This window comes from Chroococcidiopsis cubana SAG 39.79, assembly GCF_003991895.1.
In the GTDB taxonomy this organism is placed as follows: Bacteria; Cyanobacteriota; Cyanobacteriia; order Cyanobacteriales; family Chroococcidiopsidaceae; genus Chroococcidiopsis; species Chroococcidiopsis thermalis.
The window spans coordinates 1-12,549 of record NZ_RSCK01000134.1 but is presented as its reverse complement, the minus strand read 5'-3'; the positions used below and the strand labels follow the sequence as shown (position 1 = coordinate 12,549).

10 protein-coding genes and 2 pseudogenes are annotated in these 12,549 nt (G+C 43.8%); 4 read left to right on the top strand and 8 right to left on the bottom strand.

The window, feature by feature from the left end; all coding sequences use genetic code 11:
• The 3 genes and pseudogenes from DSM107010_RS41740 to DSM107010_RS34190 form a co-directional block, all read left to right on the top strand.
• Positions 1 to 188, top strand: a pseudogene (locus DSM107010_RS41740) (hypothetical protein); the annotation flags it as partial.
• Positions 189 to 271: 83 nt separating this feature from the next.
• Entirely contained in the window at positions 272 to 1,141 is an 870-nt protein-coding gene (locus tag DSM107010_RS34195; protein WP_015152197.1) for an aldo/keto reductase, read from the top strand.
• Between the two features lie 10 nt (positions 1,142 to 1,151).
• Entirely contained in the window at positions 1,152 to 1,592 is a 441-nt protein-coding gene (locus DSM107010_RS34190; protein ID WP_106166808.1) for a GNAT family N-acetyltransferase, read from the top strand.
• Between the two features lie 25 nt (positions 1,593 to 1,617).
• Here DSM107010_RS34190 and DSM107010_RS34185 read toward each other — a convergent pair whose 3' ends face one another.
• From DSM107010_RS34185 to DSM107010_RS34160, 6 genes are all read right to left on the bottom strand, one after another.
• Positions 1,618 to 1,908 (bottom strand): Calvin cycle protein CP12, encoded by a 291-nt coding sequence (locus DSM107010_RS34185; RefSeq protein WP_015152195.1) that lies wholly within the window; start codon positions 1,906 to 1,908, stop codon positions 1,618 to 1,620.
• A gap of 1,113 nt (positions 1,909 to 3,021) precedes the next feature.
• The gene (locus DSM107010_RS34180) at positions 3,022 to 3,666 is read right to left on the bottom strand and encodes a response regulator transcription factor (protein ID WP_015152194.1); all 645 of its coding nucleotides are present in this window, start codon (positions 3,664 to 3,666) and stop codon (positions 3,022 to 3,024) included.
• Complete coding sequence (locus DSM107010_RS34175) at positions 3,666 to 4,532, bottom strand: S1C family serine protease (RefSeq protein ID WP_106166807.1); 867 nt, start codon at positions 4,530 to 4,532, stop codon at positions 3,666 to 3,668. Before DSM107010_RS34175 ends, DSM107010_RS34180 begins: the two co-directional genes overlap by 1 nt.
• 1 nt (position 4,533) lies before the next feature.
• Positions 4,534 to 5,454, bottom strand: a complete 921-nt coding sequence (locus DSM107010_RS34170) for a S1C family serine protease (RefSeq protein ID WP_106166806.1) — start codon at positions 5,452 to 5,454, stop codon at positions 4,534 to 4,536.
• A 352-nt stretch (positions 5,455 to 5,806) separates the two neighbouring features.
• On the bottom strand, positions 5,807 to 6,571 hold the full coding sequence (locus DSM107010_RS34165) for a calcium-binding protein (RefSeq protein ID WP_015152191.1): 765 nt from the start codon (positions 6,569 to 6,571) through the stop codon (positions 5,807 to 5,809).
• Between the two features lie 703 nt (positions 6,572 to 7,274).
• Positions 7,275 to 8,171, bottom strand: coding sequence for a DMT family transporter (locus DSM107010_RS34160; protein WP_181246314.1), 897 nt, complete (start codon positions 8,169 to 8,171; stop codon positions 7,275 to 7,277).
• Positions 8,172 to 8,511: 340 nt separating this feature from the next.
• On the opposite strand from DSM107010_RS34160, the gene DSM107010_RS34155 reads away from it, so the two are divergent.
• Positions 8,512 to 8,862 carry a hypothetical protein gene (locus DSM107010_RS34155; RefSeq protein ID WP_106166805.1) on the top strand — a complete coding sequence of 117 codons (351 nt, stop codon included), beginning with the start codon at positions 8,512 to 8,514 and terminating at the stop codon, positions 8,860 to 8,862.
• Positions 8,863 to 8,896: 34 nt separating this feature from the next.
• Here DSM107010_RS34155 and DSM107010_RS34150 read toward each other — a convergent pair whose 3' ends face one another.
• Positions 8,897 to 9,400 carry a DUF7733 domain-containing protein gene (locus DSM107010_RS34150; protein ID WP_106166804.1) on the bottom strand — a complete coding sequence of 168 codons (504 nt, stop codon included), beginning with the start codon at positions 9,398 to 9,400 and terminating at the stop codon, positions 8,897 to 8,899.
• A gap of 133 nt (positions 9,401 to 9,533) precedes the next feature.
• A pseudogene (locus tag DSM107010_RS34145) lies at positions 9,534 to 12,473 on the bottom strand (non-ribosomal peptide synthetase); the annotation flags it as partial.
• Between the last annotated feature and the right edge of the window lie 76 nt (positions 12,474 to 12,549).

The window sequence follows — 12,549 nt, the reverse complement described above, 5'->3', positions numbered from 1 at the left end:
ATGACCCACATCAACGTATTTGCCGCTCACAAAGCCAAGTCAGGCTATCTTTGGGCTTAGAAAGTTTTAAAGTCCCATTATTAGATGTAGAAACTCAACTTAAATGGTTGCGAGAAATTGGTTTTACAGATGTTGATTGTTATTGGAAATGGCTAGAGTTGGCTTTATTAGTAGGGCGCGTTAAATAATGTACCCTGCTGGCGCGATCGCTACCAACGTCTGTGCAGAAAGATAGAATGGGCGAGAGGAACACGTCACGGAATCTTAAGTGATGGAAACAAAACAACTAGGGAATACTGGTGTCACCATCAGCGCTATCGGTCTAGGTGGAATGCCAATGTCATTGAGTAGCAGACCACCGGAAGCACAAGCGATTGAGACTATTCATCGCGCTCTCGATTTAGGTGTAACTTTGATTGACACAGCTGATTCTTATTGCAAAGACGAGTCAGATAAACACCACAACGAGCGTTTAATTCATCAAGCGTTGCAACAATATCAGGGTGATGCGAGTAATGTAGTTGTTGCTACCAAAGGCGGTTTAATGCGTCCTGGCGGAAGTTGGACGCGCAATGGTAATCCAGACCACTTGCGGGAGACAATTCGGATTAGTTTTGAGGCTTTTGGGGGAGAAAAACCGATCGAGCTGTGGCAATATCACGCTCCAGATCCAAACTATACAATCGAGGAATCTCTCACACCTGCCAAAGAAGCCGTTGCAGCGGGAACGATCCGGTATGTTGGTGTTTCTAATTTCTCTGTAGAACAGATTAAACGCGCTCGCGACGTAGTTGATATCGTCTCCGTTCAAAACCAATATAATCCCTGGCAGCGACAACCAGAGACAGATGGAGTATTAGAATATTGCGAACGTGAAGGTTTGACTTTCTTGCCTTGGAGTCCTTTAGGGGGTAGCCGTCGTGTTGCTAGCTTGCCAGACATTCCCGCGATCGCTCAATTAGCTAAAACGAAGGGTGTCTCTGTCTACGCGATCGTCTTAGCATGGCTGCGGGCAAAATCCCCTTGTGTAGTGCCTATTCCTGGTGCGAGTAAAGCTAGTAGTATCGAAGATTCTGTCAAATCTGCCCAAATTCAACTATCTTCAGATGAAGTAGAGCAAATCGATCGCGCTACAAGTTAACTTACAAAGTATGAAAGACATTCAGCGTCGGCAAGCAACGCAGGCAGATTATGATTTTTTGCATGACTTGCACCAGCAGACTTTTCGGCTGTATGTCGAACAAACCTGGGGCTGGGACGACCAACAGCAAGTAGAGTTGTTTCGTCAGTCCCACCAAAACCTAGACGAGTCGCCTTTTGAAATTTTGTGTCTTGAGGAAAAAGAAATTGGTTGTATTGCGATCGAGGATAAAGGCGATTTTCTCTTGCTTGACTACATTGCCATATTACCTGATTATCAAAATAGAGGGTTGGGTACTCAATTAATTGGCGAACTTTTAGAATTAGGTAAAAGTAGAGGAATTCAGGTGCGCCTTAACGTTATTAAAGTAAATCCCGCCAGAAAGCTTTACGAACGATTGGGATTTCAGGTTGTCGGTAGCGACGAATATCGCTACTATATGACAGCTTGAGACGTTCCGTAGAACGCCTCTACAACTACACATCGTAAATCAGACATTCAAGCGATTCTGGATACTCTATACAGTAGAGATCGAGACTATTTCTTTGTTGAGCCGCTTCACGATGGCTTCTTTCTGCTTGTAATTCTTCCACAATGTCCCACGCTACTGCGCATTCGCTAGAACTGTCACCTGAAGTTTGGCACGCAGCACGCGCTTCTTCTAAAGCTTGCACGATCGCTTTTTCTAAAGAATTGCTAATTTCGTTTCCCGCGATCGCAGTAGCCATTGTAGTGACTTGGGAGGGACGATCTGTTGCCTGAGTCATAAAAATCTCCTGTTTAGCTTTTCAGCCTTGATTCCGCTGTGCTTGTCTTTCTCGCTCCCTCAAAGTTGGTAACTCTGAAGTATTTCCTTTTCTAATTTAGGCATGAGAAGACCAGCTGCCAGTGAGTAAAACCGTAATTTTAAGCATCGGTTTTTACTGCCTATATCCTAGATCGATTTTTCTAGATGCTGTGGTTTTGCTTATAATTTTTTAGTTTATTTTTTCGTACATTAATCTTAGACTTCTAATATTTTAAGCATTTAATTAAATATTCTTATGACTTAAAAAAAATGTTTACAACTTTTGTTAAATAAATTATAGTATTTGCCTTAGGAAATGCTCAAAATTAATAGAATTGTCAGCGTACTTATTTTGTAGCTAGCATAACACTAATAGTAAATAAATCGTTTGAAATACATTCGTAGGGGCGCACAGCTGTGCGCCCCTAAATATCTTATGTACCCCATCCAATTGAGAATCGCTATATCTATTTTATAAAGATAGAATAATCTAAAGTAGATACGCAAACAGTAACTCCCAATAAAAAGTATAATTCATAATATCAAGCCGCTCAGAATACAATCGCATTCTAAGCGGCTGAATGATTAACATATAGTTAGATATAAAAGACGACTCTAAACGTGAACTACCTCAGACCGTTCTGATGGAGGGTTTCGCCTCCCCTTGGTAGTAACGAAGTGGAGGAAGCGATAAAAACTCCACACCGTTTAGAACTGATATTGACACTGTCCATTTGCCTGACATCGCTCTCCTTCAGCTAATGGCTCTGGGTCACAACGGCGTAACCCCCATCCAGTGCGTTCTTTTATTATCTACAGTTATTAGAATAGCGATTCCAGAAACGGTAGCGATCGCACCATAGTAAGAGTTTCTACTCATTAATAAGTTAGAGCCTACTCATTCACTTTTTTCTATCCAGAAGCAGTTGTCAGGGAGCAGGGAGGAAGAGAGCTGCTCTTGAGCTGAGGAAGCGCAAGGTTGCTGAGGGAGCAAAAATACCACTTACTACACCCCACTTACTACACCCTACACCCCTGCTCCTGAGCGCACCACGCACCACGCACCACGCACCACCCAACTACCAACTACCAATCACAACATAATCAACCCTTGTCTTGCTCCTAAAGTCACGGCTTCTGTACGGCTGCTGGCGTTGAGTTTGCTAAAGATAGAGGAAACATGAAACTTAACCGTATGCTCCGAGATTCCTAAACGCTTGGCGATCGCCTTATTCCCCAACCCCTCAGCTAGCATTCCCAAAACTTCAATTTCGCGGGAAGTTAATGCTTGTAGTGGTGTCGTTGCTTCTACAACTCGTTCGCTCATTGGTAAAAGAGTAAGGAGAAGATCGATCGCATCGGCGTGCAATACAACTAATCCACTTGCAACAGCTTCTACAGCTTGTAAAATCTCTTCTGCGGATGCCGATCGCGGTAAGATGGCTTTGACACCAGAACGAAGCAGTTCGGGTAGGCGATCTCGATCCTCAGTGTCGATAAGAATGGCGATTGGTAATTCTCCTACTTCTGATAATGCAACTAATTTTTCACTGACAGGCTCTCCTTCTGGTAAACTCAGCTCGATCAGAACTACATCAGGGTTATGAGTTGCGATCGCCGCAGCTAAGGTAACTGGATCGGCAGAACTACCAATTGTCAATAAATCGGGATTTGTCCGCACGATACTCTCTAAACCCGCACGGACAATCGGATTAGTGGCAGCAACCAGAACCCGCATCACGCCGCTACTGCTCCCGACTTATCTGGAATTTGGATTTGCGCGATCGCCGATTTGCCAGCACGAATCAAATTGAGTTGCAGTAAATCTCCTGGGGAAAACTGCCAAAGAACTTCGGCTAAATCTGAAATGTCAGTGAAACCTCGTCCGGCTACTCCTGTTAATACATCGCCAGTTAATAATCCAGCAGATTCAGCTAAACTATCTGCTTGTACTGCCAAAATTAATAAACCTAACCTGCGCCTGTATCTCCGTCCGATTGCCACAGGCTGGAGAGTCACTCCTAGATAAGGTTTAACTGTACCACGCCGTAAGAAACGCTCTACTATATTGCTAGGTATAGCTAAGCCTAAACCACCTGCGATCGCGGTGTTGATCCCGATAACTTTACCTTGAGTATCGGCAAGAGCGCCACCAGAGTTCCCAGAACGCAAGCGAATATCTGCTTGTATCCAGGTTCCAGTTTGATTTTTGCCAGTTTGATTTTTGGAACTGACTGTGTGAATAATTCCAGTTGTTAAAGCATTTGTTATACCTAGTGGATTACCAACTGCGAACACCATCTGACCGACTCGCAGCGTGTCAGAATCTCCAATCGGAGCAGCTGGTAGATCGGTAGCATCAACCTTCAATACAGCTAAATCTTGTAGGCGATCGCGGTTAGTACATACAGCGTCGAGTACCCGATTGTCTGCCAGTTTGACTGTAGGGCGATCGCTCCTAATGACGTGAGCATTCGTAATAATGACACCATCAGCTTGCCAAATTACACCAGAGCCGCCGCCAAATCTTCGGTCTTGTATCTGTACGGTAGAACGGCTCAAAGCTGCGGCAACACTTGCTAGTTCGTCATTTAGTGTAGTCATATCAACGTTCTCCAATCGCGATCGGTACTGTTAATAACGCGCCGCCTCGAATCACTTGTGCGTTGAGGGTTTTACCTACAGACTCCGAGCCGAGCATTGCTTGCACGTCTCCGGTGTCGGCGATCGCTCTACCATCAAGGGAAATAAGTACGTCGCCAATGAATACGCCAGCGCGATCGGCGGGACCATCGGATTCGATATTGACGACGATTACGCCTCCGTTACTGGATAAGTTCAACGCATTTTTCAGATTGTCGGGTAGTAACACGGGCTGCATTCCCAAACCCAAATAACCCCTGGCAATTTTGCCTTTTTCCAATAAGGTGTCAATAACGCGGTTAACAGTCGCAACAGGTATAGCTAGCACCATATTACGAGGACCAACAGTATTGATACCGACAACACTACCTTTCGCATCTACCAATGGACTGCCAGAAAAACCAGGATAAAGTGATAAATCTAATTTGAGCAATCCTTCAGTCTGTTTGCCACACCAATCTCGTTGTGTAACACCAATACCTTTGGCGCTAACAACTCCCCAGCTAGCACTTAAACCGCTCTCACCAGGACGTGCTACAGCTAACACTAAGTTTCCAACTTGCAAAGTACCGCTATCGCCAATTTCTGCTGTAGGTAATTGGACATCTGGTATTCTGAGTACAGCTAAATCCGTGCTGGAATCTCGACCGATTAAAGTTGCAGCTACCGTGCGATCGTCTGGTAGCCTGACAGCAATTTCCTCATCCCGCCTTACCGTATGTTCGGCAGTAACGATGATACCATTGCGCCAGTGAACGCCAGTGGAAGGAATACGGTGACGTGCATTTACAGCAACAACGGCACGACCTGCCCGTTCGACTGCATCAGCTAAATTATTGGAAAGTGCTAGCAAAGTATTACTCTCAATTGATTGCGACTCCATATCATTTTTCCTTTTAGCAAGTGGTCATTTGTCATTTGCCATTTGTCGCTGCTCCCTACTCCCTGCTCCCTTTCTTCTCAACAACTGATTACTCATCATCATGCCGAACTGATACTATGGATGACATCAGAAAAATGGGGAGAGGAAGACCTAGAAAAATGGCTAGGAACTATATCTGTAAATAAAAAAGCTGCCGTTAGTACGGACAGCTCTTGGTTACTTATTCAAATTCGGTCAGCGTTTCTCAGTAGGTTAAATAGTTCTATTCTGTAGTTAAGACTTAAAAAATCTAGTGAAATAGCTGGCAAATAGCAATTAATTTTTCAGCTTAAGCTTATTTTGAAATACGTTGTTAGCTGACGTATTTGAAGTAGCTTCCACCAATATTAACTGATTCTGGTGTGGTTCCGTGCAAAATAGCGATAAGTTCTTGCGTGCCAGGATTGTTAGCAAATTCAGCATAAATTCCCGTTCCTTGTAGGAGTAAATCGCTTGGTGCTGCACCTAAGCTGTAGGTGACTTGTGTTTGCATAAATGATGGTCCAGATGTGTCAATACTTCTTAAAACGATCGTATCTTCAAGAGGATTGAAGTCTGTAATGAGAGCGTAATCGTTATTGCCAGCAAATCTGTAAGATGTACCTGCGCCATCACGCCCAGCACCACCTTCAAGCCTGAAGGTATCTGCTCCTGCACCTCCCGTCAAGACATCTATTTCATTAGCACCGCGACTAACTGAACTACCAATGTATGCACCTCCTCCAGCACCATCAATGATGTCGTTTCCTTCTCCTCCATCTAAAACATCGTTGCCAAATCCACCAATTAAGTTATCGTTGTTTCCATCTCCAAACAAAACATCGTTACCGTTGAATCCGTATAGAGTATCGTTACCTGTTCCACCATATACAGTGTCGTCTCCGTAACCGCCATCTAGTAAGTCATTGCCCGATCCGCCTTTCAATCTATCGTTACCGTTGCCTCCCCATAGAGAGTCATCTCCATCTCTACCGTAAAGTTTATCGTTGCCATCGTAGCCGTAAATAAAATCGCTCTCAGCAGTATCGAGACTGCCGGAAAGTTTGTCATCGGAAAATGTTCCTTCAATAGTTGCCATGTTCTTTGCTCCTCTTACCAGATTTGTTTGATTATTTGTAGATTGGTTGAAAAATTTTCTCTGTCAGACTGACTAGCTGAAGACAGAGAAGTTCAATCCAATAATTACAACCTAACTTTGCAGCTTGCCGCTGTCTTGAGAAGGATTACCGCACAACTTGGTAAAAAAAGTTACTTTGAAGCTCTCGTAGCGATCGCCATCGGCAATGGTGCTTATTGCAACTATTTTCATTAAAAATCTGTTGCCCAAACAGCTCGTAGCTTTGCTAGAGCTTAGATTTGGGTAGCGAAACCACTTGAATATAATTTCATTTAAAAAGTTTATTTGGCTGTATTTGCTATCGTTATAATTAATTTTCTTACCTAAATAATATTAAAAATATATTATTAATAATTTTTTAATAATATTTTTATATTTGAGCAAATCGCCAATGAATGGTATTATCTTATCGTCTCTCTTTGTTTTTGTCTATCTCTTTATAAAGCAGAGAAGAACTTAGCTGTACTTCATTTATTATTATGCCGCAATTGTGCAGATTTGGTGCAGTTTTATTGCAGTTTTATTGCAGCTATTTTTGCGGAAAGTACAATCTTCTAGGTAGAAGCAACCTTTATCAGAAATTCATAGTTTTATCTCAAGAACTATAGCAGAAATACTCAAGACTCGCTCCGAAACAGGAGGAATGAAATGTCGCCTGCGTTACTCAACGCGATAACAACAGTACAGCTATACCACTTAGGGCTACAAAAACCCCTAAAATTGCTCTAAGACTGATTCTTTCTCCCAAGCAAACAGCTATAGGAATGACAAATAAAGGACTGGTATTGCTCAGCGTGAGGGCAACTCCTACAACTGCAAACTTGACTGCTACCTGTTGCAGCCAGATTCCTAAGTAAGTGCCAGCAAAAGCAGCAATGCAAATTGCTACCATAATCTTTGCATTTATGCTTTTGAACTCAAAGCGCCTGTGGTGCTGCCTCTGCCATCCCCAGGGTAACAAAACCAATACGCCGCCACACAATCGCAATAAAGCTGCCCATAAAGGACTAATATTGCTGGTAGTTAGTACGATCTGAGAAATGACAGCACCACTAGCAAGGGCGATCGCGGCTAAAATCCCAAAACCAACACCTCGTTGTATGCGTGTATGCCTTTCTCCTAAATTTGGTACTCGTTCTGTAACTACCCAAGCCACACCTAGAATAGTTAGTAGAATGCCGCACCACGCACTCATGCTGAGCTGTTCTTGCAGAAAAATCAATGCCAAAATTGCTGCAAGAGGAGGTGATAAAGTCTCCATTAACAAGGCGCGTCTAGCACCTAAGTAATTTAAAGCAAAGAAGAACGCTGTATCTCCAATCCCAATTCCTAAAACCCCACTGAGTAGAAGTAAGCCTAAAGTAGTAGGAGTAACATCTGAAAATGTTGATTTTTGTACCAATAGCGTACAAACAAGTAAGGCGATCGCGATCGCGCCTTTGAGAATATTTAATTCTAGTGGTGGAATACGTTGTCCGATGCGTCCGTAGATAACTGAAGATATTGCCCACAAACAAGCAGCTGTTAGCGCCGCCAGCTCACCTAAAAAATCTGTCTGCAAGATTGCAAAAAAGTTATTAAAAATACTGAACAACTCTTTTTAATGTTTTAGATAAAATACTATAACGCCTTTTTCAGGTTAGCACTCAAAGTACTTTAGTGCTAATTTTTGTCCGTTACTTTTTAGCACTCAAGAGCCAACAGTGCTAATTTCTTAACTTAATATTTCTCATGATATAGCTCATTCTCCGCCTTTTTTCGGATGTCAACTCACCTGAATTACAGCTATAACAATTGCTAATAATAAGGACTATTAAGTGGCTAGTGGCTGGCGACTAGAAAAGAGCTTAGCTACCGAGCGCTGACAACTAACAACTGATAACTGATATTAGGAGATCGAGATGGAATATACATTTGAAATTGTAGGGGTGTCGCCGATTCTCTACTTTTTTCAATATCAACAGCAAGTCGTACAAGTTCCTCAGTGTCGAGGAGTAGAGTATTTAGGAGCATACAAATGTACCTTGGATGCTTTTTTAAAATCGATAGAAACTATTCCCTGCAAACAAGATTGGAATTTAGAGCAAGTCATCGATACCGTCGTTAGTTTTTGGATGCGTAACTCAGACACGGTTCAGTATTGGAAATCTCGTTTTGACGATGCTGGTGGCAAAGATAATTTATTAGTAGCAAGAGTAGCAGACGTTAATGGTTTAAAGGCAGAGTTTGAAGCGTTATTGAGTGACGGATAATCGATATTACCAACAACCAAAAACTAACTACTTACTACTTACTTTCCCAGCGCAATAGTCTTGGGAGTTGGGATAAATCGAGGGCGTAGTTCAAAGCCCACAACACAATATTGACAAGTAATAAATTCTTTATCCAAAGCAGTTCATCAGTTGGACTTAGTAGTGTCATGCCTTCATACAGCTGCCAGATACGATAAGGCAAGTAAAGATAAGGAACCATGACCCACACAACAGTATGAAAATATCTCAGGGTGACAATTTCGGAAAGAATTTGCAGACCCAGCATGACTAAGTATGGTATCAGTACAGTTAAAATGCTGGAGTAGCCCTGCCAAATTCCCCACAGCAAAGCGGCTATTGGTAGCAATAATCCGATAATCTGTACCGTACCAAACCATATTTTGAACCACTCAGGCAGTGGTTCGGGAAGATAAAAAGGTTTTGAGTGTCTCCACGCCCAGCCAACGAGGGCAAAAAAGGACGTGGCGATCGCAAAAAACAGCAGGTTCTCGAACAGGAGGTAAACTTCTGTAGACATCTGCAAGCTAGAGAATAAACAACGAGCGATCGCGCTTGTTTGTACTTTCTTGTTTGTATTTTAGCGGATAGTATCTCTAGCAAGAATGCGATCGCTCGCGACACAGAACTGCAAACGACGATTTTATCAGCAATCAGCCGATTGATAGCTCCATGACACAACTGTTACCGACCAAGCTTAACGTGCGATCGCCAACTTGTGCTTGCTCCAAGCAATTCTTGAGTTTAGAAGCTAAAACTTGCACGTTTGGTTCGTCCAACAGACCCAAATGCGTACCAGGTATTTCATGGATCTCGACTCCTGGCTCGACAAAGCTATTCCAACCGCGATCGGGTGTAGAGTAACACCATCTCAAAACTTCTTTACTCGTAAACAGAGCCACTCGACCGGAGTAACTTTGCGGAACGTAATCTACCATTGTTGCCTGCTTTAGCGCCTCAATTAGCACCATATCGTAAGGGTTGGCATTTTCAGATAAAGCGTAGTTGTTCCACAGGTCATATTTACTGCTTTGTTTGCCAGTCAACAGCGAGTGTATCCAATCTAACTTTTGCAGAAAATAAGTTTGTTTTTCTGGTAGCGGCAACCGGCAAAGAGTATGCAAGTAAGTATAAATTGTGCGAAATAGCGAGGGATTGTGAATAAATAAACGGGGGCTGTAAGTATCGAACATGGCGAGTAAAGCCACTTCCTCACCCTGCGCTTGTAACTGTCGCGCCATCTCAAAAGCTACCGTACCTCCACTGGAAAAGCCACACAACAAATAAGGACTATTGGGCTGAACTGTCCGCATTTCTTGAATATAATCGGCTGCCATGTCTTCAACTTTGGTGTGAGGGTTTTGTTTACCATCTAACCCCCGTGCTTGCAATCCATAAACAGGTTGTTCCGAACCTAAATGACGAACTAACTTTTGGTAGCCGAGAACGTTTCCCCCCAGCGCGTGGATGCAGAATAAAGGAGATCGATCTCCGTGAGGCTGAATTGCCACTAATGAAGACCAAGAAACTAACTGTTGCGGTTGACCGAGTATATTGGCTAGTTGCTCGATTGTTGGTGCTTGAAACAAAGTTGCTAAGGGAAGTTTTATGCCAAACTTACTTTCGATTTGGGTAAATAGCTGTACGGCTAACAGCGAATGTCCTCCTAGCTCGAAGAAATTATCGCTGACTCCAATTGATTGAATACCTAGAACTTCCGACCAAATTTGGGTTAACTGGAGTTCCACGGCGTTGCTAGGAGCAGCAAAAGCCTTTTCTAGGTCGGGTCGATCGCGATCGGGAATTGGCAAAGCGCGACGGTCTACTTTACCGTTAGGAGTGAGTGGGATTTCGGCGATCGCCACGAAAGCAGCAGGAACCATGTACTCTGGTAATCTTTCCTGAAGGAAACGCCGCAGTTCGCTTGTAGCAGGTGCAGGCTGATGTCCTACGACATACGCCACTAATCGCTTATTTCCTGGCTCGTCTTCCCGTACCAGGATGACAGTTTCTCTCACTTGTGGATGTTGTGCCAGTACGGTTTCAATTTCTCCCAACTCGATCCGAAAACCGCGAATTTTAACTTGATGGTCGATGCGACCGAGAAATTCAATGTTGCCGTCTGGGAGATAGCGGGCTAAGTCTCCCGTCTTGTAGAGTCGTGCTGTTGGATCGTCGCTAAAGGGGTCGGGAATGAATCTTTGTGCAGTGAGTTCGGGCTGATTTAAATAGCCAGAGGCAAGACATTTGCCACCAATATGTAACTCTCCAGCCACGCCAACCGGACAGGGATTGAGATAAGAGTCGAGAATGTGGTAGCGGGCATTTTGAATTGGTTTGCCGTAGGGAATGCTCACCCAATGCGGCTCGACTGTTTGAATTGGATAAGAATTAGACCAGACTGTGGCTTCGGTTGCTCCGCCGAGACTAATGACTTTAACTCCTGGGAATGTAGCTTTGAGTGTGTCTGGTAACTTTACTGGTATCCAATCACCACTCATAAATACTAACCGCAGTTGGGGATGGCGATCGCCCCATTCAATCTTGGGGAAAAAAGTAGCGAGTTGTTGCAGTGCAGGTGGTGCAGAGTCCCAGAACGTAATTGGTTCGTCACGCAATATGCGCAACAAAGCTTCTGGATCTTGTACGTCACGGTTAGGTACGACTCGAATCGATCCACCTGCGGCTAAAAGCCCGAAAATGTCATAAACTGACAGGTCGAAGCACAAAGATGTGACGAATAAAACTCTATCGGAAGAGTTGACGGCAAAAGTTTTGTTTACCCACTGAATCAAGTTGATGACGGGTTGATGGCGAACTACAACTCCTTTCGGCGTTCCGGTGGAACCAGAGGTAAAGATTACGTAGGCGACATCATCTGAGCTAGCGGACAGGGGTAAGTTGTCGGTAGGGAGTCGATCCAGATCTGCACGCAGCCAAATTTGGCGATCGAATATTTTCTTTGTATCTTTTGTAGGGGCGCACGGCTGTGCGCCCCTACCAATGTCACGTTTTTCAGCATCCAAACAAATTAAGTGTTGTAGCGCGGGAAGTTGAGATTGAATCTCGTCAAGATTTGGTAGCAGTGAAGTTTGCGTTACCAGACAATCGATCGCCAGTGAAGAAAGCAGTAATTGAATGCGTGCTTTGGGAAAGCTGGGTTCGAGCGGTACGTATGCACCCCCCGCTTTCAAAATCCCCATGACTGCTACGACTGTCTCTAGCGATCGCTCTAAATATACGGCAACCAGAACTCCTGGTTTTACGCCTAATTGCTGTAAGTGTCGTGCTAATTGATTGGCTCTCCAGTTCAGTTCTCTGTAGGTGAGTTGTCGATCTTCAAAAACAACGGCAACGGCTTCGGGTGTCAGTTCTACCTGTGCTTCAAATAGCTGATGGATGCAAAGCTCTTGGGAAAAATCTGTCTCCGTGTCGTTCCATTCCCGCACGATGCGATCGCGTTCTGCTGTTGTCAACAGGGGCAATTCTCCAATGCACTGCTCGGGGTTTGTTGCTATGCTCGACAGCAAAGTTTGCAAATGTCCTAGCATTCGCTCAATTGTTGCATCGTCAAATATTTGCCGATCGTACTTACTACCTAGAGCAGAGATTGGTTAACATAGAAAGGTAGCTAAGTCTGGAATCAGCCATGAAACTCAAAGACGCTCG